Source organism: Variovorax nivicola, from assembly GCF_051216475.1.
Classification (GTDB): Bacteria; Pseudomonadota; Gammaproteobacteria; order Burkholderiales; family Burkholderiaceae_C; genus Variovorax.
Genome location: NZ_JBPJZK010000003.1, coordinates 229,224 through 254,773, shown reverse-complemented (window position 1 = coordinate 254,773; position 25,550 = coordinate 229,224). Strand labels below are relative to the sequence as shown.

Below are 25,550 nucleotides of genomic sequence, written 5' to 3'. Positions count from 1 at the left end.
GTGTTGTCCTTGTTTGAATATGAATAGGAGGTGGGTATGTCAGGCGGCGGGCAGGCGCAGCGCGTTCTCGAAGCTGCGGTCCCACAGCGGCTTGACGTCGGCCGGACCGTCGAGCACGCCGATCTTCAGGAAGGTGTCGGCCACGTCCTGGTGGCTGCGCACCACGGCATCGCTGACGGGGCCGAGGCTGTAGTCGCCGCTGCGGCCGTTGAAGAGTTCGACGATGTCGCCGACGGGCACGCGCGTTTCGGCCGACTGCGCACGGGCATAGGCCAAAAAGTTTCCGTTGATCCACGCGAAGGAGCGTTGCAGGCGCTGCAGCAGGTCGCTCAGCGCGGCGCGGCGCAACGCGTCGTCGAGAGCACGCGGATTGGCGTAGATCGGGAAGTTGCCCGAGAGATAGCCCACGCCGGTCTTGATGACGCGCGCGCCGTACTGCGTGCGCGCCAGCTGGCCGTTGTAGCCGTAGATGGCCCAGGCATCGAGGTCGCCGCGCGCGAAGGCCGAGAGGCCGTCCGAAGGGGTGAGGCTCACGGCTTGGATGTCGCTGAACGACAGGCCCGCCTCGGCCAGTTGCTTGGCCAGGTAGTAGTGGGAGGTTGTGGCGCGCACGTAGCCCACACGCTTGCCCTTGAAGTCGGCAATGGTGCGGATCGGTGCGTCCTTGCGCGCCAGTGTGGCCTGGTTGTTCAGGTCTTCATGCGTGACGGCCACCAGCTTCACGCTGGACTTCTGCCGCGCCGCGAACACTGGTGGAATCTCGCTGCCCGAGCCCAGGTCGAGCGCGTCGCCATTGATGGCCTCGATGTGCAGCACGCCATTGTTGAGCTCGCGCCAGTCGATCCTGTAGGGTGTGTTCGCCTGGCCCGAAGCCGCGAGCAGCGGCCGCCAGAGGCCCTTGTAGGTGCCCACTCGCAGCGTGACGCCGGACAGGTCACGCGACGGCGTGGCGGCCTGCGCCCAGCCTGCTGTGCCGGTCGCGGCCAACGCCGCGGCGGCTTGCAGCAGGCGGCGCCTGTCCAAAGGAAAGTCTGGTTTCATGCACCGAACCGTAACCAGACGCTCCACGGAAGCGAACGCAGAAAAACGAGTTTGCATATGCGGGATGCGTCGTTTTCCCGCGCCGGGCGGCCCGGTACCGTGCGGGAACCATGAGTGCACTCCCCTTGCGCCGCACGCCGGCCACGCCTGAACACCCCTCCCCGCCCTCCACCGTCGATGCCTCCGTGCTGGCGCGCCTGTCGGCCCAGTTCGCCGCCACCGCGGCCGACCACGACCGCAGCGGCGCCTTTCCGCGCGAGAACTTCGAGGCGCTGCAGGCGCACGGGCTCATCGGGCTAGTCGCGCCCGCCGAGCATGGCGGCGGCGGTGCCACGCTGGCGACGGCGCGGCGCGTGATCGGAGCCGTGGCGCAGGGCGAGCCGGCCACGGCGCTGATCCTCACGATGACCTATCTGCAGCACCACGCACTGACGCGCACCGACAGCCGCTGGCCGCCGCATCTGCGCGAACGCGTGGCGCGCGATGCCGTGGCACACGGCGCGCTGATCAACGCGCTGCGCGTGGAGCCCGCGCTCGGCTCGCCGGCCCGTGGCGGCCTGCCCGGCACGGTCGCGCGGCGCGACGGCAGCGGCTGGAAGATCGACGGCCACAAGCTCTACACCACCGGCATCGAGGGCCTGAGCTGGCTCGCGGTGTGGGCTCGTACCCATGAGGCTGATGAAGCCACGCCGCGCACCGGCGTGTTCCTGGTGCCGCGCAACGCACCCGGCGTGCGCGTGATCGCAAGCTGGGACCACCTGGGCCTACGCGCCTCGGGCAGCCACGAGGTGGTGTTCGAGAACGTCGCCATCGACCTCGACCAAGCAGTGGACCTGCGCGCACCGGCCGACTGGGCGCCCGATGCGGGCAGCCAGACCGACATCGACGCCCATGCCACGCAGCAGGCGTGGATGACGGTGCTGCTCGGCAGCCTCTACGACGCCGTGGCCACGGCCGCGCGCGACTGGCTGGTCGGCTTCCTGAACCAGCGCACGCCCGGCAGCCTTGGCGCGCCGCTGGCCAGCCTGCCGCGCGTGCAGGAGCACGTGGGCGAGATCGAGGCGCTGCTGCGCACCAACCGCGTGCTGCTCGACGACGCGACTGCCGCCGTCGATCGCGGCCATGCACAACCCGCCGCCGACAGCGGCCTGCTCAAGTACACGGTAACGGGCAACGCGATCCGCGCAGTCGAGCTGGCGCTGCAGCTCAGCGGCAACCACGGCCTCACGCGGCAGAACCCGCTGGAGCGGCACTACCGCGACGTGCTGTGCAGCCGCATCCACACGCCGCAGAACGACGCGATCCTGGTCGGCGCGGGCAAGCGCGCGCTGCTGTCGCCGGGAGCTGCCGCATGACCGACCTGCTGTTTTCCAAGGCTTCGCGCCGAAGCTGGCTGAAGCAAGGCGCCGCGCTCTCACTGGCCGCTACCGGCTCGCTGCGTGTGTGGGCACAGCCTCAACAACAGGTGACGCTGGTGCTCGGCGACCAGGCCGGCGGCCTGCGCGCGTTGTTCGAGGCCTCGCGCGCGCTCGAAGGCGCGCCGTTCGCGTACCGCTGGGCCAATTTCCAGGGTGCGGCGCCACTGTTCGAGGCACAGCGCAGCGCGGCGGTCGATACCGCCGTGGCCGGCGACCTGCCCGTGCTGGCCGCGGCCGTGGGCAAGACGCCGCTGAAGATCGTCGCCACGCGTGTCGGCAAGGCCGATTCGCTGGGCATCGTGGTGCAGAGCGACTCGCCGCTGCGCAGCGTGGCGGACCTGCGCGGCAAGACGGTGATCGTGTCGTCGGCGCGCGGCAGCATCTCGCAGTACCAGTTGTACGGCGCGCTCGAAGAAGCCGGCGTGCGGCGCGAAGAAGTCACGGTGAAGTTCGTGCTGCCGACCGACGCGGCCGCCGCCTTCGCGTCGAAGCAGATCGACGCGTGGGCCGTCTTCGATCCGTACTACACGATTGCGTTGCAGCAGGGCGGCCGCATCCTTCGCGACGGGCGCGGAATCAACACGGCCCTGGGCTTCCTCACCGCAAGCGAGCATTCGCTGGCCGACCCGGCCAGGCGCGCGGCCATCGTGCAGTTTCTCGACCGGCTCGGCCGTGCGGGCGACTGGGCGCTGGCCAACCCCGAGGCCTATGCGCAGGCCTACAGCCAGCTCACGCGGCTGCCGATCGAGTCGTCGCGCATCATCACCGCCCGGGCTTCGGTGACGGGCCGGCCGGTGAGCGAAGCCGACATCGTCGCGCTGCAGGCCGTGGCCGACCGCTCGGCACGCGACGGCATCCTGCCGGTGCGGGTGGACGTGCGCGCGATTACCGACACCAGCGTCTGGAAGCGCCCGGCGTGATCGCGCCACTGCGCGAATTCGTCGGCGCTTTCGGCCGACTGCTCGACAGCGCGCCCGACGAGCCCCGCATTCTTTCTGAAGGCGGTGCGTTGCTGCGCACGCTGGTTGCACGCGACGACTGGCTGCCCGAGGCCTTTGCCCAGCCCGACCCTGTGCGCTATCGGCAATTTCTGCTGCACGCGGACAGCACCGAGCGCTTCTCGGTCGTGAGCTTCGTATGGGGGCCGGGGCAAGCCACGCCGGTGCACGACCACACGGTGTGGGGGCTGATCGGCATGCTGCGCGGCGCGGAGTACAGCCAGGGCTATGCGCTCGACGCTGACGGACACGCGCAACCGCAGGGCGAGCCGGTGCGGCTCGATGCGGGCGACGTGGAAGCCGTGTCGCCCACCATCGGCGACCTGCATCGCGTGCACAACGCGCACGCGGACCGCGTGTCGATCAGCATCCACGTGTACGGCGCGAACATCGGCGCCGTGCGGCGGCATACTTACCCGACGGAGGGCGGCCGCAAGCCCTTTGTCTCCGGATACTCCAATGCGCTGCTGCCCAATCTGTGGGACCGCTCCGCTGAACTCGCATCTTCGAACACCGCATGACGACGACTGCCTCCTTTCCCGTTCTTTCATTTGCTGCCGTGCGCGAGCGGCTCATCGCCCGCGACGAAACCGCCCTACTCGACGTGCGCGAGGAAGACCCGTTCGCACAGGAGCATCCGCTGTGGGCAGCGAACCTGCCGCTCTCGCGCATCGAGATCGAAGCGTGGCGGCGTATTCCGCGGCGCGACACGCTGATCGTGCTGTACGGCGAACACGGTGGCGTCGATCTTGCGCCGCTGGCCGCGAAGACATTGGCTGCACTGGGCTACACGAACGTGCATCTGCTCGAAGGTGGCCTCGAAGGCTGGCACCGCGCGGGCGGTGAGCTGTTCCGCGACGTGAACGTGCCAAGCAAATCTTTCGGCGAGCTGGTCGAGCACGAGCGGCACACACCTTCGTTGTCCGCGCCCGAAGTGAAGGCGCTGGTCGACGCGAAGGCCAACGTGGTGGTGCTCGACGCGCGCCGCTTCGACGAATACCAGACGATGAGCATTCCCTCGGCCACCAGCGTGCCGGGCGCGGAGCTGGTGCTGCGCGTGCGCGAGCTGGCGCCCGATCCTTCGACGCAGGTGATCGTGAACTGCGCGGGACGCACGCGCAGCATCATCGGCACGCAGTCGCTGGTGAATGCGGGCATTCCAAACCCGGTGGCTGCACTGCGCAACGGCACGATCGGGTGGAAGCTTGCGGGACAGGTGCTGAACCATGGTGCCGACCGGCAGGCACCCGCTGCGGTGTCGCAAGCACATCGCGCACAGGCGCAGGCCGACGCAAAACGCGTGGCCGATCTGGCTGGCGTGCGCCGCATCGCGCTCGACTCACTGCAGACGCTCGAAGCGCCGGGACGCACCGTGTACCGCTTCGACGTGCGCACGCCCGAGGAATATGCGGCGGGCCACCTGCCTGGCTTTGCCAGCGCACCCGGTGGGCAGCTGGTGCAGGAGACCGATCACCAAGTGCCGGTACGCGGCGCGCGCATCGTGCTGGCTGATGACGATGGCGTGCGGGCGTCGATGAGCGCGTCGTGGCTTGCGCAGATGGGGTGGGAGGTTTATGTGCCGGAGGTCGTACCAACGGCTGCCGACTTCATCGAGACCTCGGCACCGCCGAGCTCGTACCCACCGGTTGCGGCCGTTGTGGGCGAGCTCGCGCCGAAGGAACTGGCGGCGTTGCTGAAGCAACCCGGCACCGCAGTGATCGACGTGACGACGAGCGCGAACTACGTGAAGCGCCACATTCCCGGCGCCTGGTATGTAATCCGCGCGCAACTGGCGCAGGCGCTCGATGCGGTCATTCCACCAGCGCAGCGCTACGTGCTGACCTGCGGCAGCAGTCTGCTCGCCCGCTACGCCGCGGCCGACCTCCGCTCGCTGATCGATGCGCGCGGCAAGGGCGATGTCGAAGTGCTGGTGCTGACCGGCGGCAACGCGGCATGGTTCGCCGCAGACCTCGACGCGGAGACCGGCGAGACACGCCTTGCAACCGCGCGCACCGACCGCTATCGCCGGCCCTACGAAGGCACCGATGCACCGGCCGAAGCGATGCAGGCTTATCTCGATTGGGAGTACGGTTTGGTGGCTCAGTTAGGACGCGACGGCACGCATCATTTCAGCGTGATCTAGTGCAAGCGTTTTGAAAGGATGACAACACGGCGGTGACACTGTGTAGGCCGGGTAAAGGCCGTCATCCGGCGATGCCACGGGACGTTGGTTGTGCATACCGACAACAACTCGTCCCAGGAGCTTCGCCATCATGAGATTCCCTGTTCTTGCCTTGTCCGCTGCCGCACTGGCAGCAGTCCTGACCGGCTGCGTGGTCGCACCGGTAGCCCCCATGTATTCGGCGCCTCCGGGCGTGGCCTACGTGGCACCCACGTATGTGTCGCCCGGCATCGGCTTCGTGTGGGCCTACCACCCGCGCTACGGCTGGGGCTGGCACCACCCTCAATACGGCTGGCACCGCGGCTGGCGCTGAACCGAGGCGGCTGATGCCGCCTCTACGCACCTGGATCAGCTCGGCTCGGCGCTCTTGAACAGCGCCGCGACCTTGCGCTTGGTCTTGATGTTGCTGGAGATGCCGCGTGCGGGCGTCGCTGCCTTGGCGGCAGCTTCCCATGCCGGTGTGGCATCGGGCTCGCCGGCTTCGTAAGGCTTGTCGAAGAACGGATCGCGCGGCGCCGATGGTGCGCGATGCGGACGTCCGCCGCCGCGGCGGGCTTCGGCCTCGCGGCGTTCGCGCGGCTGGTCGAGCACGTCGCGTGCGTCGCCGGCTTCGCCTTCTTCGCGCCAGTGGCGGCGTCCGTCGTTGATACGGCCGCGCGGGCGGTCTTCTTCGAACTCCACGGGTTCGAGCTCGATCTTCTTCTTGATCAGCTTCTCGATGTCGGCCACCAGGCGCGCATCGTTGCCGCCGCTGGCAAAGCTCACGGCCAAGCCCGAGGCGCCGGCACGGCCCGTGCGGCCGATGCGGTGCACGTAGTCTTCGGCGTTGAACGGAATGTCGAAGTTGAAGACCGCGGGCACGTCCTTGATGTCGAGGCCGCGGGCCGCGACGTCGGTGCACACGAGCAAGTCGACTTCGCCGGCCTTGAACGAAGCAAGCGCCTTCAGGCGTTCGTCCTGGCTCTTGTCGCCGTGCAGTGCGGTGGTACGCAGGCCATCGCGCTCCAGCGAGCGTGCGAGGCGCGCGCAGCCCAGTTTGCTGTTGACGAACACGAAAGCCTGCGTAATGCCGCGCTGCTGCACGATCTGCTTGAGCGCGCGGCGCTTGTCGTCGTCAGCCACGCTGTAGAAATGCTGCTCGACAGTGGAAGCCGTTTCGTTCGGCCGCGCCACTTCGATGGTGACGGGGTTCTGCAGGTAGCTGCCGGCCAGGCGCTTGATTTCGGGCGAGAACGTGGCCGAGAACAGCAGCGTGGTGCGCTGCTTGGGCAGGTAGCTCAGGATGCGCTGCAGGTCGGGCAGAAAGCCGATGTCGAGCATGCGGTCGGCTTCGTCGAGCACGACGTATTCGACCTGGTTGAGCACCGCGTTCTTGGCTTCGATGTGATCGAGCAGCCGACCCGGCGTGGCGACCAGCACCTCGACGCCCTTCTTCAGCTCCAGCGTCTGCGGCTTCATGTCGATGCCGCCGAACACCACCGTGCTGCGCAGGTTGGTGTACTTGGCGTACAGCTTGACCTGTTGCGCGACCTGGTCGGCCAGTTCGCGCGTGGGCAGCAGCACGAGAGCCCGGACCGGATGCCGCGCGGGCGAGGTCGAGGCGTTTTCATGCTTGAGCATGCGCTGCAGCAGCGGGAGCGAAAACGCCGCCGTCTTGCCGGTGCCGGTCTGGGCGGCGCCCATCACATCCTGGCCCGCGAGCACGACCGGAATGGCCTGCTCCTGGATCGGTGTCATGGTCTCGTAGCCCATTTCGGCTACGGCGCGCGCCAGCGGTTCCGCCAGCGATAGATTGGAGAAGGAGCTTGTCATTGAGCCCGCTATTGTCGCACTGCCGCAAAAAACGGCAGTGACGGCGGCATGACAACGCCCGCGCCAGCGGAATTGCTATTTATTAGATAGCAGAAAACCCAACACTGGCAAGCCCTTCAAGACGATGCAGCTCAGAGGCTGCGCGCATTGAAGGTATCGCAAGACTTGATATCGCCGCTTTGATAACCCGCGCCGAACCACCGTTGGCGCTGCGCGCTCGTGCCGTGGGTGAAACTGTCGGGCACCACTGCACGGCCTGCTGAACGTTGCAGGGCGTCGTCACCGATCTTCTGCGCGGCGTTCATCGCGGCCTCGATGTCGCCCGGGTCGAGCCACTTCTTCGACTCCTGTGAATGGTGTGCCCACACGCCGGCGAAGCAGTCGGCCTGCAGCTCGACGCGCACGCTCATTGCGTTGTTCTGCGTCTGGCTCAGGCGGCTGCGCATGCCGTCGACCTTGGCGGTGATGCCGAGCTCGTCCTGCACATGATGGCCGACCTCGTGCGCAATGACGTACGCCTGCGCAAACTCGCCCGGCGCGCCGAGCTGGTTCTTCAGCGTGTCATAGAAGCCGAGATCGATGTAGACCTTCTGGTCGCCCGGGCAGTAGAAAGGGCCCATGGCCGATTGCCCCGTGCCACAGGCCGTGGGCGTGGCATTGCGGAACAGCACGAGCCGCGGCGCGTGGTAGGTGCCGCCGTTCTGCCTGAAGATGTCCGTCCAGACCACTTCGGTGTTCTTGAGCACCGTGGAGACGAATGCCGCCTCGCGGTCGCCGGACGGCGGCTTTTGCGCGGGCCCCTGTTGTTGCTGCTGCACCTGGGCCGGACCACCGCCGCCGCTGAGCAGGCTCAGCACCGTGAGCGGGTTGATGCCGAAGACCCAGCCCGCGATCAGCGCGACCGCAATGGTGCCGATGCCGATGCTGCGGCCTCCGATGAAGCCGCCACCACCACCGCCGCCGCCGCCTTCACCGCGGCGGTCTTCGACGTTGTCCGATTGTTCGTTGCCTTCCCATCTCATCGCAGTCTCCTTGCCGGCCATTGCAGGAGGATTTGCCGGCGGTCGCAGGATGGTACTTGCCCCGGCGCCCTCCGGGGTAACTGGCCGTCAGCAGACGGCTTGGTGTTTCGTCAGGTTTTCGGCAAGGTGACGCCGCGCTGGCCCTGGTATTTGCCGCCGCGGTCCTTGTAGCTGGTTTCGCAGACCTCGTCGCTTTCGAAGAACAGCACCTGCGCGCAGCCCTCGCCCGCGTAGATCTTGGCGGGGAGCGGCGTGGTGTTGCTGAATTCGAGCGTCACGTAGCCTTCCCACTCAGGCTCGAAGGGCGTGACGTTGACGATGATGCCGCAGCGCGCATAGGTGCTCTTGCCGAGGCAGATGGTGAGCACGTTGCGCGGGATGCGGAAGTATTCGACGGTGCGCGCCAGCGCGAAGCTGTTGGGCGGAATGATGCAGTAGTCGCCGTGCATGTCGACGAAGCTCTTCTCGTCGAAGTTCTTCGGGTCGACCACGGTGCTGTGGATGTTGGTGAAGACCTTGAATTCAGGCGCGCACCGGATGTCGTAGCCGTAACTCGAGGTGCCGTAGCTGATGATCTTGTGGCCGTCGCTCTCGCGCACCTGGCCGGGCTCGAAGGGCTCGATCATTCCTTCGTTTTCGGCCATGCGCCGGATCCATTTGTCGCTCTTGATGCTCATATGCGGTCGCTACTACTGCTGCTGCGGGGGGAGATGGCGCGAATTGTGGCATGCGCCACCGCCTCCCCCTCCTACCCGCCGCCCCGGGGTGCTACAGCGCCTGCGAGATCACCGTGCGCTCGACCAGCCGGTCGTCGCCCAGCACGATCATTGCGAAGAGCATTTCTTCCAGCGTGTTCGCCAGCTTCGTCTTGCGCGCCAGCAACTGCGTGGCCGACGGGTTGAGCACCAGGAAGTCGGCCTCGCAGCCCGGCTGCAGATTGCCCACCACGCCGTCGAGCCCCAGCGCGCGCGCCGCACCGCCGGTGTGGCGCCACCAGAGTTCGGAGGGCGCGATGCTCAGGCCGGTCTTGGTCTGGATCCCTTCGACGGTGGTGCGGCCGACGTAGTAGGCGGCCATCATGGTGTGGAAGGGGCTGAAGCTGGTGCCGCCGCCCACGTCGCTGGCCAGCCCGTACGGATAGCCCACGCGATCGGCCGCGCCGAAGTCGAAGAAGCCGCTGCCGAGGAACAGGTTGCTGGTCGGGCTCACGGCCGCAGCCGTCTTCGTCTCGCGCAGCAGGGCGCGGTCGGCGTCGTCGAGGTAGATGCAGTGGGCGTACACGGCGCGCTCGCGCATCAGGCCGAAGCCGGCGTACACGTCGAGATACGAGCGCGCCTTGGGGTACAGCTCGCGCACCCAGCTCACTTCGTCGCGGTTCTCCGCCACGTGCGACTGGATCCAGGTGTCGGTGTATTTGGCAGCCAGCTCGCTCGCACCGCGCATTTGGGCGTCGGTGCTCGCGGGTGCGAAGCGCGGCGTGATGGCATAGCCCAGCCGGTCGACGTTGTGCCACTTGCGGATCAGCGCTTCGGTGTCGATCAGGCTCTGCTCGGTCTGGTCGCGCACGCCGTCGGGCGAATTGCGGTCCTGCAGCACCTTGCCGGTCATCATTCGCAGGCCGCGGCGCTGCGCACCTTCGAAGAAGGCATCGACCGAGGCCACGTGCGAAGTCGCGAAGGTCAGCGAGGTGGTGACGCCGTTGCGCAGCAGCTCGTCAAAGAACACGTCGGCCACTTCATTCGAATGCGCGGGGTCGGCGAACTTGCTTTCGGCGGGGAAGGTGTAGTTCTCAAGCCAGGGCAGCAAGCCCGGCGAGGGCGAACCGATGATGTCGGTCTGCGGATAGTGAATGTGCATGTCCACGAAGCCCGGCGCGAGGATGCGTCCCGGCAGGTGGGTCACGTGGGCGCCGGGGTGGCGCGGCGCGACGGCGGCATGGCTGCCGGCATCGAGCACGCGCTGGCGGCCGGTGCTGTCGGGGGCAACGACCAGCAGGCCGTCTTCATCGAAAACGGGTTGGCCGGCGGCATCGAATCGCAGGAGGGAGGCGCGGTAGGCTTTTTTCATCGTGGGTGCGGAGGGTAATCCAGCCCCGCCGCACCGCAATTTCCATGCGCATATGAGTGCTATATGCGGAACGCACTCACCGCGCCGGCGGCAACGCACGCGACTGGATGTCGAAGGGCACGCCTGTCGGTACGGGCCCGTCGCCATCCTTGCGCTTCGTCAGCAGCGAGTACTTCGACTCGATGAAGTAGACGCGATCGCCCCATACCGCACCGGACGACGGATCGTTGAGCCCCGCCACCACCGTCTGCAGGCCGAGCTTCGTGCCGTCGACACGCGCCACGGTGATCTGGCCACCGTAGGGGCCTTCGCCGAAGGCATTGCTCTCGAACAGCACGAGCCGGCCGGGCTTCCAGGCGCGGATCGCGTCGACGTTCTTCAGCACGCGCGGCGCCTCGATGCGCGTGACCTCGCCAGCGCTGCCGTCGGCGTCCAGGCCGATGCGCAGCACGTAAGGAGCCGCCGCCACGAGGCTCACATACACATCGCGCCCACCATCGATGGCAATGCCGTTCAGGCCCTTGTAGGGGCCCGGTCCGACCAGCGCGGGATCTTCCTTCCACACCGTGAGCGCGGTGGCACCTGGCGCGAGCTTCAGCACGCGCGGGTGGTAGGAGTCGGTCACGTAGAGATTGCCGCGAGCGTCCTGCGCGAGGTCGTTGCAGTAGCCGCTGTCGGGCATCGCATAGCTCGCGCGCGGCGCGCCCGTGGCCAGGTCGTAGCGCTTGAGCGCGCTCGGCGTCTGCGGCACGGTGGTGAAGCCGCTGCTGCCCGAGCAGACCCACAGCGCCCGATGCTTCGCATCGACCAGCACGCCCTGCCCGTTCGCAAGCCCGTTGGCACCTGGCTTCACAAGCACTTCGGCCTTCGGGGCCACACCCGGCTTCAGCCGCGCGACTGCGCCCTCGCGCCAGCTGCCGACGTAAAACGAGCCGTCCGGGCCGACAGCCACGCTCTCCGGATACCAGTCTTCGGGCAGCGCCTGCACGACAGGCGGTGCGGCGGTGGCCGCTGTCGTGGCGAGCGCGAGCACCACGCCGGCCAGCCGTGTGTGCCTGCTCATTGCCACACGCGAAACACGCGACCCGTCAGCGGTCCTTCGACACTACGCACATAAGCCAGCGCCACGCGCGCGGCCGATACGGTTTCGACACCCGGAAAGAGCGCGCCATACGCCGCCAGCGATTCGGTCAGAAGCGTCGGACTCACCGCATTGATGCGCAGGCCGCGCGGCAACTCGATCGCTGCGCCTTGCACAAAACCCTCGACCCCCGCATTCACGGCGGCCGCATTACCTCCCCCGCGAACCGGGTCATCGGCCGCGATGCCTGTGGTCAGCGTGATCGAGCCGCCATCGGTCAGCACATGCTGCCCCAGCAATGCGAGCCGCACCTGGCCTAGCAGCTTGTCCTGCAGGCCGACGTTGAAGTCGGCCGGCCGCATTTCATTCAACGGCCCGAAGAACAGCCCGCCCGCCGCCGACACGATGGCATCGACCCGACCGATAGCCGCATACAGCGCCTCGACGCTGGCGTCGCTCGTGATGTCGACTTGGTAGTCGCCGCGCGTGCGCCCTGCGCGAATCACCTCGTGACCACGCTCGGCCAACACCTGCGCCACCGCACTGCCAATCGCGCCCGTCGCGCCCACAACAAGAACCTTCATGGAGAACCTCGCCAAAAGTGAATCAACATGCGGCGATTGTTTTGCGAACTATTGATTTGATAAATTGCCATCTGGTTCGGTCATTCGAAACTCTGGATTCTCAATATGGACAAGCTCCGCGCCATGGAAGTCTTCGTCGCCACGGTGGATGCCGGCAGCTTCGCGGCCGCCGCTGAGGCGCTCGACCTGTCTGCAGTGATGGTCGGCAAGCACATTCGCGCGCTCGAAGAGCAGCTTGGTGCGCGCCTGCTGGAGCGCACCACGCGCCGCCACGCGCTCACCGAAATCGGCGCTGCCTACCTCGAGCGCTGCCGCGACGTGCTGGCCAGCGTGCACACCGCCGATGGCGTGGCCGAGTCGCTGCGTGCCATGCCGCAAGGCGTGCTGCGCGTCACCGCGCCCGTGGCCTACGGCGCGCACCGGCTCACACCGGTAATCGGCGACTACATCGCCGCCTACCCGCAGGTGAAGGTCGACTTGAGCCTCAACGACCGCGTGGTCGACCTGGCCGAAGAAGGCTTCGACTGCGGCATCCGCTCGGGCGCTGCGGTCGACGAGCGGCTCATTGCAAGACCGCTCGCGCTGGCGCGCATGTACGCCGTGGCCAGCCCCGCATGGGTCGCGCGCCACGGGCAGCCGAAGTACCCGTCCGACCTGGAGGCCTTTCCGCTGCTGGGCTTCGCGACCTGGGGGCCGAACCATTCGTGGCGCTTCACGCGCAAGGGCGAGACGGTGCACGTTCCGGTGCGCGGCCCGCTCACCACCAACAACGGCCAGGCGCTGCTGACTGCGGCTATGGCCGGCGTGGGCGTGATCGTGCAGGCCGATGCGTTGCTCGGGCCTGCCCTGGCGTCGGGTCAGGTGGTGCGGCTGTTGCCCGACTGGGAACTGCCCACGCGGCAGGTGCACATCATGCGACTGCCTGAAGCGCGGCCAAGCGCCAAGCTGCGGACCTTCGTGGACTTCGTGGTCGAGCGGTTGGGCTAGCGCGTCACCCGCCCCTGCACACCCTCGACCAGCCAGTTCATCTTCAGGATCTGCTCGTCGCTCAGCTGCGCGCCCTTGGCGATCACGACGTGGCCTTCGTTGTCGCGCACATCAGCGGCAACTGCACGAAACGGCTGCAGCTTGCCCGCCGCAATGTCTTTCTGCCGCGCCAGCACCTCGTCCTGCACGGCCTTGAGCACCTTCGTGCCGAAGTCGCCGACGCGGATCATTCCTTCCTTCACGCCGCCCCAGAGGTTGCCGCTCTTCCAGCTGCCGTCGAGCACGGCCTTCGCGCGCTGCGTGTAGTAGCCGCCCCATTGGTGCGTGACCGCGACGATCTGCGCGTCGGGCGCGATCTTGCGCATGTCGGAGTGATAGGCCACCGCCAGCTTCCCGCGCTCCTGCGCCGCCGCCATCACGGCGGTGGAGCCTGTGTGAAAGGCGATCACGTCGGCGTTCTGGTTGAACAGCGCCATGGCCGCGTCGCGCTCCTTCGGCGGATCGAACCACTCGTTGAGCCACACCACGTGCACCTTCGCTGCCGGGTTCACCGAGCGCATGCCGAGCGTGAAGGCGTTGATGCCCTGCAGCACTTCGGGAATCGGAAAGCCCGCGACGTAGCCCGCGATATTGGTCTTCGTCATGCGGCCGGCCGCGATGCCCGCGAGATAACGGCCCTCGTAGTAGCGCGCATTGGCGGTCGCCACGTTGGGCGCGGTCTTGTAGCCGGTGATCGATTCGAACTTCACCTCGGGGAAGTCTCTCGCCACTTTCAGCGTCGGCTCCATGTAGCCGAAGCTCGGCGTGAAGATGAGCGTGTTGCCCTGCTGCGCGAGATCGCGAATCACGCGCTCGGCGTCAGCGCCTTCGGCCACGTTCTCGACGTAGGTGGTCTTGACCTTGTCGCCCAGCGCCGCATCGACGGCCTTGCGGCCCTCTTCGTGCTGGCGCACCCAGCCGGCATCGGTGACGGGCGTGACGTAGACGAAGCCGATCTTCAGCGGAGCCTTGGCCTGCTGCGTCTGCGAAAAGGCGGGAGATAAAAAGCACGCGACTGCCAGCGCCAGAACGGCGCGGCCCGCGAGGTTTTTGTACATGGTGTTCCTCTACATGGCCCCGGAAATGCAAAACCCCGCAGCAGGCCGGGACGCCCTGCTGCGGGGTACGGATTTTATGTCCGTGTCGTCTAGACGGCCCGGTAACGCGCAGCCGGAGCGGTGCTGGACAGCCGGCCCGACATCGCACGCCGCGCCCCATCGAAGGCATTCCACTCGGCGAGATCGGGCAGCGAGGGAATAGTGACCTGCTCGCCCTGGTCGAGCCCTGCGAGGGCCGCGTCGACCAGGTCTTCCGCAGTCATCACGATCTCGCTGGGCAGGTGCTGCACCGGCAGGCCGGCAATGCCCCAGAACTCGGTGGCCGTCGCGCCCGGCAGCACCGCCTGCACGCGCACGCCCTTGCCATTCAGCTCGTGCTGCAGCGATTGGCTCAGCGCCAGCACGAAGGCCTTGCTGCCGCCGTACACGCCGTTGAGCGTTTCGGGCGAGACCGCCACGATGGAGGAGATGTTCACCAGCGTGCCCGCGCCGCGCTCGACAAACCCGGGCACGGCCGCGTAGGTGAGCCGCGTGAGCACGTTCACGTTGAGCGCGATCATTTCTTCCATCTTGTCGATGTCCGACGCGAGCAGCGGCGCGGTGGCGCCTACGCCGGCGTTGTTCACCAGCATGGTGATGTCGCTGCGGGTGCGCAGCGCAGCCTCGACGAGTGCGATGTCTTTCTTGTCGGTCAGGTCGGCGGGGAGGATGTCGACCTTGCGGCCGGTTTCGCTCGCGAGCTTCGCGGCCAGTGCCTCGAGGCGTTCGCGATTGCGCGCCACCAGGATCAGGTCGAAGCCGCGCCGCGCAAGGCGGTCCGCGTACACGGCGCCGATGCCCGACGATGCGCCGGTAATGAGGGCTGTGCCCTTGGGAGTTGCTGAAGTCGCAGTCATGGAGTTTCCTTTTTTCGCCACGGGTTTGTGGCCGTGGGGGAAGTCTCCTTCTGTAAGGCTATGGCGTAAATGTCATATAAGCCACCTTTCAGGACATCCAGCGTTTCAGGCCGTCGCTGCTTCTCGCCGGGCCACGCGGCGCACACTCTGCGGCGGAAGGCCCAGCGTGCGCAGGAAGGCACGGCGCATGCGCTCGGGGTCGCCGAAACCCGTTTCGCGCGCGACCACGCCGAGAGCGAGGCTGCCCTCGTCGATCAGCGCGCGCGCCGCCTCCACGCGCAGGTTCTCCACGGCATGCGCTGGCGACTGGCCGGTCTCGGCCTTGAAGGCACGGCTGAACTGGCGTGGGCTCAGGTGCGCGACCTCGGCCAGTTCTTCCACCGACAGCGTCTCGTGCAGGTTGGCCCGCGCATGCACCAGCGCCTTCTGGATGCGGTCGGACTTGGGCTCCAACTCGAGCAGCGCGGAATACTGCGACTGCCCGCCCGCGCGGCGGTGGTACACGACCATCTTCTTCGCGACGAACCGGGCCGTCTCCACGCCCAGGTCGTCCTCCACCAGCGCCAGCACGAGGTCAATGCCCGCAGTCATGCCGGCCGAAGTCCACACCGGCCCGTCGTTGATGAAGATGCGGTCGGGCTGCACCTTGATGGCCGGGTGGAGCTTCTGCAGTTCGTTCGCGAAAGCCCAATGCGTGGTCGCGCGGCGCCCGTCGAGCAAACCGGCGTCGGCGAGCCCGAAGGCGCCGGTGCAGATGCTCGCCACGCGGCGCGCGTTGCGCAGCCCGGCGCGCAGGAAGCGGCACATCTTCTCGGACGTGGGTTCGATGTCGAGCGCGCCGGTCATCAGCAGCGTGTCGAACTTCGCCGTGCCGAAGCGCTTGCTGTCGGTGATCACGCCCGCCGAACTGGCCACGAGGCCACCTTCTTCGGACAGGAGCTCGACCTTGTAGACCTCTTTGCCGGTATGCAGGTTGGCAAGCTCGAACGCGGCGATGGCAGCGAGGTCGAGGATCTGGAAACCGGGGAAGACGAGCACGCCGATGCGTTTCATGGTCATGTCCTGAAAAGAGGTTTGCGTCAAATGACAGACGCAAGGCTAAACGGCTTGCGCTGACCGCGCGGGCGTGAGGGATACGCAGCGCGCACTGACTGCCACCTCGACACGGCTTGAACCAGGCTGACAAGAGGCACCCCTTCAGGTTCGTGAAAAAGTTCACGAAAGTTGGCTCCCTATTTCGGTGCACACGCCGCCCACCAGGAAACTTTCTGCTGACATTTAGATACGAGAAGTTACGATTGTGTAGTCAGGTCTTGGTCAGTTCGACCGCTTGACCCCAAAAACACAACAAACGGAGTTTTCGTGATCGCTTTCGACAGCGCCTTGCCGCGCAAATTTGGAGAGTCCCTCAGCCAGCAAGGCGCGGTCGCGCGCAAGACCTGCTGCTTCGTCGCACTCGCGGTTCTCGTCAGCGGCTGCTCCACGACCATTGCGTACACGCCGCGCCCTAGCAAGGATGCGCCGCAGACACTGAAATACACCGACGGCGTCGGCACGCTGTCCGAGAAAGACGAGGCGCGCGAGCTCTTTGTCTACTCGCGGTTCAAGACACAGGGGCCGACGCAGCCGACCTTCACCATCGGCTATGCCAACAACACCGCCGAGCCGGTGAACTTCAGCACCGATAACGTCAAGGCCTTCTTCCGAGGCGCCCCGGTGCAGATCTATACGTACAACGAGCGGATCGCAGAAATCCAGTCGGAGAAGCAGGCCAAGCAGGTCGCGCTGGCAATCATCGGCGGTTTGGCCGCCGGCGCGGCCGCCTATGGAGCTTCGCGCCAGACCTATCGCTCGAACTACTCCGGCTCCGTTGTCGGCCGCCGCGGCGTGACGAGCTTTGCCGGTTCGAACACCGTGCGTGTGTACGACCCCGTCGCCGGCATGCTGGCCGGCGCGGCCGTGGGTGGCGCCACCGTGCTGGGCATCCGGCAGATCGAATACAACGCCGAGAACCAGGAGCAATCGGCCAATTCCATCCTGCAGCTGAACACGGTAGAGCCGCTGCAGATGGTGACGGGCGACCTTATCCTGAAGAACTGCTGCGACCCCTATCCGCAGGCCAACGACCTGATCCGGCTCGAAGTCACTGCAAGCGGGAAGACCTCGGTGTTCGAGTTCGCCCGCACGCAGGTGAAGGGCCGCTGAAGAAGCGGGCCCGGGGCCGTCGGAAGACCCCTCTGCCCCCGCTTCGCGCGATGGGTGCCCCCACCAATCGGCAAGCGCCAGCCAGCGCGCGTCGTCCCACAATGGGCGTTCCCCATGACGCACCCGACGACAACGAACGCAGCGAACGCCCCGCCAGCCGAGACGGGCGCCAACGCACACTGGCAGCGCAACCTCGCCGTCTGCATGCTCGGTTCCCTCACCACCATCATCGCGATGACGCTGCTGCTGCCCTTCCTGCCGCTGTACGTCGAGCAGTTGGGCGTGAAGGACCATGCGGCCATCGTGCAGTGGTCGGGCGCGGCCTACGGCGCCACCTTCTTCAGCGCCGCGCTGGTGGCACCGCTATGGGGCCGGCTGGCCGACCGCTACGGGCGCAAGCCGATGCTGATCCGCGCGAGCCTCGGCATGGCTGTGGCGATGGCGCTGATCGGTCTTGCCGGCAACGTGTGGCAGCTCGTGGGCCTGCGGCTGTTGGCGGGGCTGCTCGGCGGCTATGCCTCGGGCTCGATGGTGCTGGTCGCCACGCAGACGCCCAAGGACCGCACCGGCTGGGCGCTGGGCACGATGTCGTCGGCCATCATGGCGGGCAACCTCGTCGGGCCGCTGGTGGGTGGCGTGCTGCCGCCGCTCGTCGGCATCCGCAACACCTTCTTCGCAGCGGGCGCAATGATCTTCGCGGCTTTTCTCGCGACGGCCTTTCTCATCCGTGAAGAGAAGAAGGCGCCTTCCACATCGAAGCAACGCGACACCACCGACACCGGCTGGGCCGCCGTACCCGACAAGCGCCCGCTCGTCGCGATGCTCTTCACCGGCATGCTGCTGATGCTCGCGAACATGTCGATCGAGCCGATCATCACCGTCTACGTTGCCACGCTGGTCGATGACCCGAACCGCGTGACGATGATGGCCGGCCTGGTGATGTCGGCAGCGGCGCTGGGCAGCATTCTCTCGGCCTCGTGGCTGGGCAAGCTGGCCGACCGCGTGGGGCACTGGAACGTGATCGTCGGCTGTCTCGCGGTGTCGGCGCTGCTGCTGGTGCCGCAGGCCTTCGTCAGCTCGGGCTGGCAGTTGGTGGTGCTGCGTTTTCTGATGGGGCTGTCGCTCGGCGGGCTGCTGCCCTGCATCGCGAGCGTGATCCGCCACAACGTGCCCGAGCGCGTGGCAGGCAACATGCTCGGCTACTCGACCTCGGCGCAATACACGGGCCAGGTCGCGGGGCCGTTGCTCGGCGGCTTCGTGGGTGGGCACATCGGCATGCGCGCCGTGTTCCTCGGCACCTGCGTGCTGATGGCCGCGGGCGCCGGGTGGAACTGGCTGGCGAAGCGGCGCTGAAGAAGCACCGCTGCGCCCTTCTTCTTTCCTACTCGCGGATGGTCACGCTGCTGTAGGCGGCGTCGGCCTTGATCTCCGGTTCGGAGAACGGCACGCGCAGCCACTTCCCGGCGCTGTAGGCGCGCGTGTAGTCGGCGTTGTGTGGCGACGCGGGATCGTCCGACAGCGAGAAGGTGAGGAAGGTGTGAGCCTCGACGCCTCCTGCGGGGAAACGCACGACCTGCATATAGCTGTTGCCGTTGGGGTTGGCGTCCATCGTGTAGCCGCCCTTGTCGAGCCGGTTCTCCGAGCAGAGGATCGTGAAGTAGCCCTGGCCGTCGCAGCCGCCCGACAGCGGGATCCTCTGGCCGTTGCGCGTCACGAACAGCGTGTCGCCGCGCGGCGCGTCGAGCGCATAGCCGCTGGCCTGCACACGTAGCACTGCCGCGCCGAAGGCCTGCCGCAGGTCCTCGGTGGCCGAAGTCTTCAGGCCGCTCGGCGTGTTGATCGGATCGTTCGCGCTGAAGGGCACTTCATAGAGCCTGTCGGCGGGCAGCCGCGAGGCACGCGCCCAGAACTCGTCCCACACATGGGCGCCGCGCGCCGAGGCCAGGCCGGTGTTGTTCCACGCCTTCAGCACCGCGCAGGCGGGACCGGTGTCGACGCTGCGCGGCGGCGCGAATGCACCCCCGGTCTGCGGATCGCTCTTCACTGCGATGCTGGGCACGCTGCACACCAACTCCAACGCGCGGTCCTTGAACAGTTCAGCGGTGTAGGCGCGGCTGCCGAGCGTCACGCGCTCGACGGCATCGACCGTCGCGCCCTTGCCAGTACCTTGCGCAATGAGGTGGCCGAGCCTCGTGCGGAAGGTTTGCGCGCTGCTGCCCGCCGGGCCGAAGATGGCCGGGTACCCCGTGAGCGGCGCCTTCGGGTTGGCGAGCCAGTAGCTGTCGTTCATGTTGGCGACGTAGTCGTCGCGCAGCAGGCTCGGCATGCGCGAAGGGCCGACGGCCCCCTTCTGCACCGAGTCGGCATCGCTTTGCCAATCGCAGGCGCTGCGCGAGCCGTCGAACACCGGCACGCGCGGCAGCACGGCCGCCATCGCCTTGCCGGCGGGCGTGGTGCAGTTCGCCATCTGCTCGGGCGACACGTTGGGCACCGCGCCGATGTCGGCATACCAGGCCTTGGCGCTGCCACGGCCCACGGCCACGGTGTTGACCCAGGGAATCGCGGCTTCCTCGCGCTGAATGGAGATGAGTTCGTCGAGCGACTTCGCCTGCGCCCAGCGCAGCCAGGTGCGGAAGGTGCGGTAGTTGTCGGCGTTGATGTCGCGGATGGCGAAGGCCGTGCTCTGATTCCAGGCCAGCGCCGGGTTGATCGCGCCCAGGTTCACCAGCGGGCCGTATTCGGAGGTGTAGAGCGTGCGCGTTACCGGATCGATCTGGCCCGAGGCCTGCTTCACCTTCACGGTGACGGTGCGCGCCTGCATCTTCACCACGCGACCATCGCGCAGGTAGCTCGTGGCATCACCCGGAGCGAGCTGCAATTGAAAGAGGCCGAAGCGCCGCGCCGCCGACACCGTGTGGCTCCACGCAATGTTGTCGTTGAAGCCGATCAGGATCACCGGCACACCGAGGAAAGACGTACCACTGACGTCGAGCTGCCCCGGAATGGTGAGCTGCGCCTGATAGAAGCGGTCGGGCCCGCGCCAGTACCAGTGCGGGTTGCCGAAGAGCAGCGGGCTCGCATCACCGGTGGCGGCCGTGCCGAAGCCGATCATGTTGCTGCCCACGCCCGCCTCGCCGCCGACCTGCAGCGCCAGCGGCTGCGCGCCACGCTCCTCATGCGAAGACACCTTGGCGGCAGGCGGCGCCGCGTTCGCGATGTTCGAGAGGAAGTTGCTGTAGCCCGCCGCGAGATTGGTGGCGTACATGCGGCGGTAGATGTCGTCGGCGCTCACCGGTCGCACCCACGCTTCGTTGCGACAGGCCGCATGTGCGTTGCCTGCATCGGCCTTCAGGTCGCGCACGTAGCGGTTGTAGCCAGCGGCAAAGCCTTCGACCATGCCGCGGATGTTGGCCGGCTGCGCGCGGGCCATGGCATCGACCCTGTCGGCCGTGATCACATGCTTGTGGAAAAAGTCGGAGTCGATGTTCTTCGGCTGGCCGATGGTGCTCTTGGCCAGCAGCAGCGCCTCGGCGCCGAAGAACTGCGAACGCTCGCCGCGGTAGGTGAGAAAGCTGTCGGCCATGGTGCACAGATCGTCCTGCGCCTGCGCATAGCCGTAGCCATAGCCGGCACCGGCCCAGTCGTCGGCCTTGATGTGCGGCACGCCCATGGCGGTGCGGCGGATCTCGGCCTTGTAGCTGCCGTGCGGTGGTGTTGAACGGTCGGCAATGCCGGTGCATGCCGCAAGGGCCATGGCAACCGGCACGAGAAAAAGCGGCCCGAGGCCGCACTTGAATTTCGAGCGCATGCAGTGTTCCTGTTGTGTATGAGGAACGCAGCTGCGTGGGCGGTGAGCGTGCGTGGCGCGTTCGGCGCCAATCTTAAGACGGGAGCCTCGGACGCCTCGCGCCCGTGCCCTTCTTTACATTGACGCCAGCCCTTGCTGATGGCCCCAGGCGTGCGAGGCGCCGTCGTCGGCGGTCACGCGCACCTGGCTCGCCAGGAAGGACGGCGGCAGGCCGAAGTAGCGCTGGAAAGTGCGGCTCATATGCGCTGCGTCGGTAAAGCCGCTGACCAGCGCCACGTCAGTGAGCGGGCGCCGTGCGGTGAACTGCTGCACCGTGCGCCGCACCTTGGTCCAGAGCGCATAGCGCTTGACCGACACGCCCACCTGCCGGGCAAACAGGTGCGTCAGCCGGTCGGGCGAGAGGCAGGCCACGGCCGACAAGTCACGCAGCGGAATCTGCCCCGCATGTGCGCGAATGGCCTGCAGCACGCGTTCGATGCGCGGGTCGACGGCCGCTTCGGCCTCGGGGAATTCGTTGATGGCCTCGACCAGCTTCACGCTCAGCGCCCGCAGCCCGCGGCTGCAAAGCGCGCCGTGCTGCGCCGGATCGAAATCGTCGCGCAGCCGGCCGAAGCGACGCGCATCGATCGGCAGGATGCCGTGGCCGCCCATGCGCCTGGCGAGCATGCGGTAGGCGGGCGATGCCGGATCGAGGTTGAGCGACAGCAGCCCGCAGCCGTCGACGTCGAGCCGGCGCGACACGTGCGGAGCGACCAGCGCTGCGGTGCAGCGAACTCGCGTGCCGTCGACCGCCTCCAGCGCGAAGGGATGCCCGCTGACCGACGCCAGCAGCGTGGCCGACGAACGGGCCGTCAGGCCCGACTGGATCGCCGGCGTGATGTAGAGGAACCGGTCATCCCACAGGTGCAGGAAGTTTTGCGTTGCCATGCCGTATCACTTTTGTTTTTGTCTCCAGCGGCGGATTCTCCCGCATCGGCACGGCCATGGGCTGCACATGCTGGCGCACCGCCTCCAGCAGCAGCGTGGCCAGCCGGCTCGCCGGGGCCTCGGAGTGGGCCTGCGCGCGATAGAGCACGAGCGATATCTGCGGCAGCGCCGGCAGGGACAGCATCGTGCGATCGATGACGCGCACGTGCGATGGCAAGCCGAAAGGCGTACGCACAGTGAGGCCCAGGCCAGCCGAGGCAGCAGCCCACAGCGCCGCAAGGCTGGCGCTGCCGAAGGCGCGGCGCCATGGCACGCCGGCACGGTCGAGCGCGGCGATGACGATCTCACGCAGCGGGCACGGCGCGTCGAGCATGATGAGCGGCAGCGGCTCCTTGCTCTTGGCCTGGCGCGTGCCAGTGCCGCGGTGCTCGCGCTGCGTCCACCAGTCGGCCTCGACCCGGTCGGGCGCGTTGGGGCCGATCCACAACAGGGGCAATCGCGCCACGCGCTCGGCGTACGGCGACAGGGGCTGGTCGCCCGCGTCCCATGCCAGCGCCAGATCGAGCTGGCCGAGTTCGAGTCGCTCGCGCAGCTCGCCGCTGCGCGCCACGCAGGCCTCGATGCGCACCTTGGGATGCGCTCGTGCAAAACGGCCGAGCACGGCCGGCAGCAGCGTCTCGCCGAAGTCTTCCTGCAGGCCGAGGCGCACCCAGCCTTGCAGGTCGGCACCGCGCATGGCGGCGCTGGCTTCTTCATTCAGTTCGAGCATGCGGTGGGCGTAGGCCAGCAGCGTTTCGCCGGCGTCGGTTAGCTCCAGCCCCCGGCCGGCCTTGCGGAACAGCACGGTGCCTGCCTGCGATTCAAGCTTCTTCAACTGCGCGCTCACCGCTGAAGTCGAGCGGCCCAGCTTGTCGGCTGCACGCGCATAGCTGCCGAGTGCGATGCCGGTGGAGAAAGTGCGCAGCACGTCGAGATCGAACATCACCTGGCTCATGTCGGAGCTCCTTCTTGACCATCCTGTTTTTCAGGACGGTTGACGCATTATTTTCTGATTTTCAAAACCTTGGTAGCGGCGGACACTGCACCGCAACATGACGCAATCCCCCCTCTCCTCTTCGTTTCCGCCGCGCCACCGCTGGAAGGTGCTGACTGCCGGCGTGGCCGCCAACGCGGCGTTCTCCGTGGCCTTCAGCGGCATCCCGATGACGGCCGTGCTCATGCGCACCGGCTACCAGCTCGACAACGCCACGCTCGGGCTGGTGCTCGGCCTCATGGGCCTGGGCATCGCGGTGAGCGAGCTGCCATGGGGCCTGCTGACCGACCGCTGGGGCGACCGGCCTGTGCTGCTGATGGGCCTGGGCAGCACGGCCATCGCGCTCGTGGCGATGGCGCTGTGGGCCGCACCGGCGGCAGGGCACATTCCCGGCCTGGGCTGGCTCGGTGCCGGGCTGCTGCTGGTCGGCCTGCTGGGCGGCAGCGTGAACGGCGCCAGTGGCCGCGCGGTGATGACGTGGTTCGACGCCAGCGAGCGCGGCCTCGCGATGAGCATCCGGCAGACGGCCGTGCCGCTGGGCGGCGGCATCGGCGCGCTGGTGCTGCCCTTCGTGGCGCTGCACTTCGGCTTTGCCGCGCTGTACGGCCTGCTCGCGCTGCTGTGCGCGCTGAGCGCGGCGATGAGCTGGGCGTGGGTGCACGAGCCGCCCATTGCCCCGCGCAGCAACAAGACCCCGGAAGCGGTCGCACCGAAGAGCGGCCCGCTGCGCGACGTGCGCGTATGGCGCATCGTGGCCGGCATCGGCATCCTCTGCGCGCCGCAGTTCGCGGTGCTGTCCTTCGGCACCGTGTTCCTGCACGACTTCGGCCATGCGGGCTTCGCAACGATCACTGCGACGATGGTGTTCACGCAGGTCGGCGCGATGGTCATGCGCGTGTGGAGCGGCCGCTGGACCGACCGGCGGCGCAACCGGCCGGCCTACCTGCGTGCCTGCAGTGCGCTCAGCGTGCTGCTGTTCGCGGGCCTCGCGGTGCTGGTGATGGCCTCGGGCACGCACGCCGCCGATTCATTGGCGCTGCGCATCGCGCTGGTCGTGCTGCTGGGTGTGTGCGGCGTGTGCGTGTCGGCATGGCACGGCGTGGCCTACACCGAGCTCGCCACGCTGGCCGGTGCGGCTCGCGCCGGCACGGCACTGGGCATGGCCAACACCAGCGTGTTCCTGGTGTGCTTCGTCACGCCGTTTTCCATTCCGCACCTGCTGGCGCTGCATGGCTGGCCGATGGTGTGGCTGGCGGCCAGCGCCTGCGCGCTGGTAGCGATGCCGCTGCTGGTGCCGCGGCCCGCTGTGCCAGATCAGAAGCTCGCGAAGGCCGCGTTGAGCCGGTCAACGTAGGCGCGCTTGGCGGCCGCGTCGATGAAGCTGCCTTCGAAGCTGTTCGCCGCGAGCTGCCAGGCCTGTTGCACGTTGAGCCCGGTGGCCGCGAAGGTCTGCGTGAAGTTCTGGTTCATGTAGCCACCGAAGTAGGCCGGGTCGTCCGAGTTGACGGTGGCGACCAGGCCCGCATCGAGCAGCGCACCGAGGTTGTGCTGCGACAGGTCTGGGAACACGCAGAGCTTGAGGTTCGACAGCGGGCACACGGTGAGCGGAATGCGGTCTTGCGCGAGCCGCTTCATCAGCGCCGGGTCTTTGGTGCTTTGCACGCCGTGGTCGACGCGCTCGACCTTGAGCACGTCGAGCGCGCTCCATACGTAGGCTGGCGGGCCCTCTTCGCCCGCGTGCGCGACAAGGTGAAAGCCCAGCTCGCGGCAGCGTGCGAACACGCGCGCGAACTTCTCGGGCGGGTGGCCGACTTCGCTCGAATCAAGCCCCACGCCGATGAACTTGTCGCGAAACGGCAGCGCCTGCTCCAGCGTCTCGAAGGCTTCTTCTTCGCTCAGGTGGCGCAGGAAGCACAGGATGAGCGTGGCGCTCACGCCCAGCTTCGGTTGCGCATCGACGCAGGCGCGGTGCAGGCCGTTGATGACGGTTTCCATCGACACGCCACGCGCCGTGTGCGTCTGCGGGTCGAAGAACATCTCGGTGTGCACCACGTTGTCGGCGGCCGCGCGCTCCAGGTAGGCCCAGGCCATGTCGTAGAAATCTTGTTCCTTCAGCAGCACGCTGGCGCCGGCGTAGTAGATGTCCAGAAAGCTCTGCAGGTTGGTGAAGGCGTAGGCCTTGCGCAGCTCTTCGACGCTGGCGTAGGGAATGGACACGCCATTGCGCTGCGCCAGCGCAAAGATGAGTTCGGGTTCGAGCGAACCCTCGATGTGCATGTGCAGTTCGGCCTTGGGCATGGCGCGCAGCAACTCGGGCAGGCGGTCGGCTGCGATGCGGTCGAAGCTCTTGTCGTAGGCGGGGCGAAAATCGGTCATGGTGGGGGGACTCTGC

General features: G+C 67.4%; 23 protein-coding genes. 9 read left to right on the top strand and 14 right to left on the bottom strand.

Features of this window, described 5'->3' with window-relative positions; translation table 11 throughout:
• Window positions 1-39 precede the first annotated feature (39 nt).
• A complete protein-coding gene (locus tag ACSFBF_RS13855) occupies window positions 40-1,041 on the bottom strand; it encodes an ABC transporter substrate-binding protein (RefSeq protein WP_435467821.1) in 1,002 nt (333 codons plus the stop codon).
• 110 nt (window positions 1,042-1,151) lie between these two features.
• Between ACSFBF_RS13855 and ACSFBF_RS13850 the strand changes: the two genes are divergently transcribed.
• From ACSFBF_RS13850 to ACSFBF_RS13830, 5 genes are all read left to right on the top strand, one after another.
• Window positions 1,152-2,396, top strand: a complete 1,245-nt coding sequence (locus tag ACSFBF_RS13850; protein ID WP_435467819.1) for an acyl-CoA dehydrogenase family protein — start codon at window positions 1,152-1,154, stop codon at window positions 2,394-2,396.
• Complete coding sequence (locus ACSFBF_RS13845; protein WP_435467817.1) at window positions 2,393-3,379, top strand: ABC transporter substrate-binding protein; 987 nt, start codon at window positions 2,393-2,395, stop codon at window positions 3,377-3,379. The genes ACSFBF_RS13850 and ACSFBF_RS13845 overlap by 4 nt, the downstream gene beginning before the upstream one ends.
• Window positions 3,376-3,978 carry a cysteine dioxygenase family protein gene (locus ACSFBF_RS13840; RefSeq protein ID WP_435467815.1) on the top strand — a complete coding sequence of 201 codons (603 nt, stop codon included), beginning with the start codon at window positions 3,376-3,378 and terminating at the stop codon, window positions 3,976-3,978. The genes ACSFBF_RS13845 and ACSFBF_RS13840 overlap by 4 nt, the downstream gene beginning before the upstream one ends.
• Window positions 3,975-5,600: a rhodanese-related sulfurtransferase gene (locus ACSFBF_RS13835; RefSeq protein WP_435467813.1), complete on the top strand. Its 1,626-nt coding sequence runs from the start codon at window positions 3,975-3,977 to the stop codon at window positions 5,598-5,600. Before ACSFBF_RS13840 ends, ACSFBF_RS13835 begins: the two co-directional genes overlap by 4 nt.
• 130 nt (window positions 5,601-5,730) lie before the next feature.
• On the top strand, window positions 5,731-5,952 hold the full coding sequence (locus tag ACSFBF_RS13830) for a hypothetical protein (protein ID WP_435467811.1): 222 nt from the start codon (window positions 5,731-5,733) through the stop codon (window positions 5,950-5,952).
• A 35-nt stretch (window positions 5,953-5,987) separates the two neighbouring features.
• Here ACSFBF_RS13830 and ACSFBF_RS13825 read toward each other — a convergent pair whose 3' ends face one another.
• The 6 genes from ACSFBF_RS13825 to ACSFBF_RS13800 form a co-directional block, all read right to left on the bottom strand.
• Entirely contained in the window at window positions 5,988-7,451 is a 1,464-nt protein-coding gene (locus ACSFBF_RS13825) for a DEAD/DEAH box helicase (RefSeq protein WP_093080851.1), read from the bottom strand.
• Between the two features lie 131 nt (window positions 7,452-7,582).
• Window positions 7,583-8,473: a KPN_02809 family neutral zinc metallopeptidase gene (gene ypfJ / locus ACSFBF_RS13820; RefSeq protein ID WP_435467809.1), complete on the bottom strand. Its 891-nt coding sequence runs from the start codon at window positions 8,471-8,473 to the stop codon at window positions 7,583-7,585.
• Between the two features lie 110 nt (window positions 8,474-8,583).
• Entirely contained in the window at window positions 8,584-9,150 is a 567-nt protein-coding gene (gene dcd, locus ACSFBF_RS13815; RefSeq protein ID WP_093179585.1) for a dCTP deaminase, read from the bottom strand.
• A gap of 91 nt (window positions 9,151-9,241) precedes the next feature.
• Complete coding sequence (guaD, locus tag ACSFBF_RS13810) at window positions 9,242-10,540, bottom strand: guanine deaminase (RefSeq protein ID WP_435467807.1); 1,299 nt, start codon at window positions 10,538-10,540, stop codon at window positions 9,242-9,244.
• Between the two features lie 76 nt (window positions 10,541-10,616).
• Window positions 10,617-11,603: a hypothetical protein gene (locus tag ACSFBF_RS13805; protein WP_435467805.1), complete on the bottom strand. Its 987-nt coding sequence runs from the start codon at window positions 11,601-11,603 to the stop codon at window positions 10,617-10,619.
• Window positions 11,600-12,205, bottom strand: coding sequence for a short chain dehydrogenase (locus ACSFBF_RS13800; RefSeq protein WP_435467803.1), 606 nt, complete (start codon window positions 12,203-12,205; stop codon window positions 11,600-11,602). The genes ACSFBF_RS13805 and ACSFBF_RS13800 overlap by 4 nt, the downstream gene beginning before the upstream one ends.
• Before the next feature lie 105 nt (window positions 12,206-12,310).
• Between ACSFBF_RS13800 and ACSFBF_RS13795 the strand changes: the two genes are divergently transcribed.
• The gene (locus tag ACSFBF_RS13795; protein WP_435467801.1) at window positions 12,311-13,192 is read left to right on the top strand and encodes a LysR family transcriptional regulator; all 882 of its coding nucleotides are present in this window, start codon (window positions 12,311-12,313) and stop codon (window positions 13,190-13,192) included.
• Here ACSFBF_RS13795 and ACSFBF_RS13790 read toward each other — a convergent pair.
• From ACSFBF_RS13790 to ACSFBF_RS13780, 3 genes are all read right to left on the bottom strand, one after another.
• Window positions 13,189-14,289 carry a BMP family ABC transporter substrate-binding protein gene (locus ACSFBF_RS13790; RefSeq protein WP_435467799.1) on the bottom strand — a complete coding sequence of 367 codons (1,101 nt, stop codon included), beginning with the start codon at window positions 14,287-14,289 and terminating at the stop codon, window positions 13,189-13,191. The genes ACSFBF_RS13795 and ACSFBF_RS13790 overlap by 4 nt on opposite strands.
• A gap of 89 nt (window positions 14,290-14,378) precedes the next feature.
• The gene (locus ACSFBF_RS13785) at window positions 14,379-15,185 is read right to left on the bottom strand and encodes an SDR family NAD(P)-dependent oxidoreductase (RefSeq protein ID WP_435467797.1); all 807 of its coding nucleotides are present in this window, start codon (window positions 15,183-15,185) and stop codon (window positions 14,379-14,381) included.
• Between the two features lie 105 nt (window positions 15,186-15,290).
• On the bottom strand, window positions 15,291-16,238 hold the full coding sequence (locus tag ACSFBF_RS13780; protein ID WP_435467795.1) for a GlxA family transcriptional regulator: 948 nt from the start codon (window positions 16,236-16,238) through the stop codon (window positions 15,291-15,293).
• Between the two features lie 309 nt (window positions 16,239-16,547).
• Between ACSFBF_RS13780 and ACSFBF_RS13775 the strand changes: the two genes are divergently transcribed.
• Together ACSFBF_RS13775 and ACSFBF_RS13770 are read left to right on the top strand one after the other, a co-directional pair.
• The gene (locus tag ACSFBF_RS13775; protein WP_435467793.1) at window positions 16,548-17,390 is read left to right on the top strand and encodes a hypothetical protein; all 843 of its coding nucleotides are present in this window, start codon (window positions 16,548-16,550) and stop codon (window positions 17,388-17,390) included.
• Window positions 17,391-17,504: 114 nt separating this feature from the next.
• On the top strand, window positions 17,505-18,743 hold the full coding sequence (locus tag ACSFBF_RS13770) for an MFS transporter (RefSeq protein WP_435467791.1): 1,239 nt from the start codon (window positions 17,505-17,507) through the stop codon (window positions 18,741-18,743).
• 28 nt (window positions 18,744-18,771) lie between these two features.
• Here ACSFBF_RS13770 and ACSFBF_RS13765 read toward each other — a convergent pair whose 3' ends face one another.
• The 3 genes from ACSFBF_RS13765 to ACSFBF_RS13755 all read right to left on the bottom strand — a co-directional run bounded on the left by ACSFBF_RS13765 (window position 18,772) and on the right by ACSFBF_RS13755 (window position 23,119).
• Window positions 18,772-21,198 (bottom strand): penicillin acylase family protein, encoded by a 2,427-nt coding sequence (locus ACSFBF_RS13765; protein WP_435467789.1) that lies wholly within the window; start codon window positions 21,196-21,198, stop codon window positions 18,772-18,774.
• Window positions 21,199-21,312: 114 nt separating this feature from the next.
• A complete protein-coding gene (locus ACSFBF_RS13760) occupies window positions 21,313-22,125 on the bottom strand; it encodes a helix-turn-helix domain-containing protein (protein ID WP_435467787.1) in 813 nt (270 codons plus the stop codon).
• The gene (locus tag ACSFBF_RS13755; protein WP_435467785.1) at window positions 22,091-23,119 is read right to left on the bottom strand and encodes a LysR substrate-binding domain-containing protein; all 1,029 of its coding nucleotides are present in this window, start codon (window positions 23,117-23,119) and stop codon (window positions 22,091-22,093) included. The genes ACSFBF_RS13760 and ACSFBF_RS13755 overlap by 35 nt, the downstream gene beginning before the upstream one ends.
• 97 nt (window positions 23,120-23,216) lie before the next feature.
• Here ACSFBF_RS13755 and ACSFBF_RS13750 point away from each other — a divergent pair, with 97 nt between their 5' ends.
• Complete coding sequence (locus tag ACSFBF_RS13750) at window positions 23,217-24,512, top strand: MFS transporter (RefSeq protein ID WP_435467783.1); 1,296 nt, start codon at window positions 23,217-23,219, stop codon at window positions 24,510-24,512.
• Here the strand turns inward: ACSFBF_RS13750 and ACSFBF_RS13745 are convergent.
• The gene (locus ACSFBF_RS13745; protein ID WP_435467781.1) at window positions 24,473-25,534 is read right to left on the bottom strand and encodes an adenosine deaminase; all 1,062 of its coding nucleotides are present in this window, start codon (window positions 25,532-25,534) and stop codon (window positions 24,473-24,475) included. The two genes, ACSFBF_RS13750 and ACSFBF_RS13745, sit on opposite strands and share 40 nt — an antisense overlap.
• Window positions 25,535-25,550 lie beyond the last annotated feature (16 nt).

Excerpts from the sequence above, each read along its gene's own strand:
- ACSFBF_RS13855 (WP_435467821.1), bottom strand. The coding sequence starts at position 1,041 with ATGAAACCAGACTTTCCTTTGGACAGGCGCCGCCTGCTGCAAGCCGCC.
- ACSFBF_RS13850 (WP_435467819.1), top strand. The coding sequence starts at position 1,152 with ATGAGTGCACTCCCCTTGCGCCGCACGCCGGCCACGCCTGAACACCCC.
- ACSFBF_RS13845 (WP_435467817.1), top strand. The coding sequence starts at position 2,393 with ATGACCGACCTGCTGTTTTCCAAGGCTTCGCGCCGAAGCTGGCTGAAG.
- ACSFBF_RS13835 (WP_435467813.1), top strand. The coding sequence starts at position 3,975 with ATGACGACGACTGCCTCCTTTCCCGTTCTTTCATTTGCTGCCGTGCGC.
- ACSFBF_RS13830 (WP_435467811.1), top strand. The coding sequence starts at position 5,731 with ATGAGATTCCCTGTTCTTGCCTTGTCCGCTGCCGCACTGGCAGCAGTC.
- ACSFBF_RS13825 (WP_093080851.1), bottom strand. The coding sequence starts at position 7,451 with ATGACAAGCTCCTTCTCCAATCTATCGCTGGCGGAACCGCTGGCGCGC.
- ypfJ (WP_435467809.1), bottom strand. The coding sequence starts at position 8,473 with ATGAGATGGGAAGGCAACGAACAATCGGACAACGTCGAAGACCGCCGC.
- dcd (WP_093179585.1), bottom strand. The coding sequence starts at position 9,150 with ATGAGCATCAAGAGCGACAAATGGATCCGGCGCATGGCCGAAAACGAA.
- guaD (WP_435467807.1), bottom strand. The coding sequence starts at position 10,540 with ATGAAAAAAGCCTACCGCGCCTCCCTCCTGCGATTCGATGCCGCCGGC.
- ACSFBF_RS13805 (WP_435467805.1), bottom strand. The coding sequence starts at position 11,603 with ATGAGCAGGCACACACGGCTGGCCGGCGTGGTGCTCGCGCTCGCCACG.
- ACSFBF_RS13800 (WP_435467803.1), bottom strand. The coding sequence starts at position 12,205 with ATGAAGGTTCTTGTTGTGGGCGCGACGGGCGCGATTGGCAGTGCGGTG.
- ACSFBF_RS13795 (WP_435467801.1), top strand. The coding sequence starts at position 12,311 with ATGGACAAGCTCCGCGCCATGGAAGTCTTCGTCGCCACGGTGGATGCC.
- ACSFBF_RS13790 (WP_435467799.1), bottom strand. The coding sequence starts at position 14,289 with ATGTACAAAAACCTCGCGGGCCGCGCCGTTCTGGCGCTGGCAGTCGCG.
- ACSFBF_RS13785 (WP_435467797.1), bottom strand. The coding sequence starts at position 15,185 with ATGACTGCGACTTCAGCAACTCCCAAGGGCACAGCCCTCATTACCGGC.
- ACSFBF_RS13780 (WP_435467795.1), bottom strand. The coding sequence starts at position 16,238 with ATGAAACGCATCGGCGTGCTCGTCTTCCCCGGTTTCCAGATCCTCGAC.
- ACSFBF_RS13770 (WP_435467791.1), top strand. The coding sequence starts at position 17,505 with ATGACGCACCCGACGACAACGAACGCAGCGAACGCCCCGCCAGCCGAG.
- ACSFBF_RS13765 (WP_435467789.1), bottom strand. The coding sequence starts at position 21,198 with ATGCGCTCGAAATTCAAGTGCGGCCTCGGGCCGCTTTTTCTCGTGCCG.
- ACSFBF_RS13760 (WP_435467787.1), bottom strand. The coding sequence starts at position 22,125 with ATGGCAACGCAAAACTTCCTGCACCTGTGGGATGACCGGTTCCTCTAC.
- ACSFBF_RS13755 (WP_435467785.1), bottom strand. The coding sequence starts at position 23,119 with ATGAGCCAGGTGATGTTCGATCTCGACGTGCTGCGCACTTTCTCCACC.
- ACSFBF_RS13750 (WP_435467783.1), top strand. The coding sequence starts at position 23,217 with ATGACGCAATCCCCCCTCTCCTCTTCGTTTCCGCCGCGCCACCGCTGG.
- ACSFBF_RS13745 (WP_435467781.1), bottom strand. The coding sequence starts at position 25,534 with ATGACCGATTTTCGCCCCGCCTACGACAAGAGCTTCGACCGCATCGCA.